General features: G+C 58.9%; 1 protein-coding gene. It reads right to left on the reverse strand.

Annotated elements, in window-relative coordinates; all coding sequences use genetic code 11:
- On the reverse strand, positions 1–535 hold a 535-nt coding region (locus AC4FS3_RS29390), incomplete at both ends, for a hypothetical protein (RefSeq protein ID WP_491023477.1).

The raw sequence follows: 535 nt of genomic DNA on the forward strand, positions 1-535 counted from the left end.
TCGATGTTTTTGGCGGCGGGGGTCTCCGTTCCTGGATTGTCTCCACCGCCCGTTGGGTCGGGTTCATTTTGGTCTTCCTGATTGGCAGCCAGACTGCTGTCGATCTGCTCCAGTTCGGCGCGCTTGCGGAAAAGTTCATCCTCGTATGGGAACGCTTGGGTTAGCGATGCGGAGTAGTCCTTCACCATCCGTTCAGCGTAGCTGAGCTGGCGCTGAGCCTCGATAAGGTGGTCGTCGATACCGGCCAGTGCTCGTTGGATGTGCTCGATGGCGACGGCGCCAGGGGTCTGGCTCCAGATGCGGAGTTCATACGACCTGTTAGGTGATTTAAGGACCGTTTCCGATTGGATTTCGCGGGCCACATGGTAGGCGGTGTATTCGATTTCGAACTGGCCGGTGGTGGCTATGGTCCCCGAGGCTTCGGATCTTGACATCCCAAGTGCTCTGTTGTCGAGCCGCTGCATTTTGGCTCGCAGCGCCCTCCCCGCGTCCTTGGCGGTTGGGAAGGCCTGTCCGTCGATGAGAATATCCAGGG

Source organism: Pseudogemmobacter sp. TB195 (genome assembly GCF_058313095.1).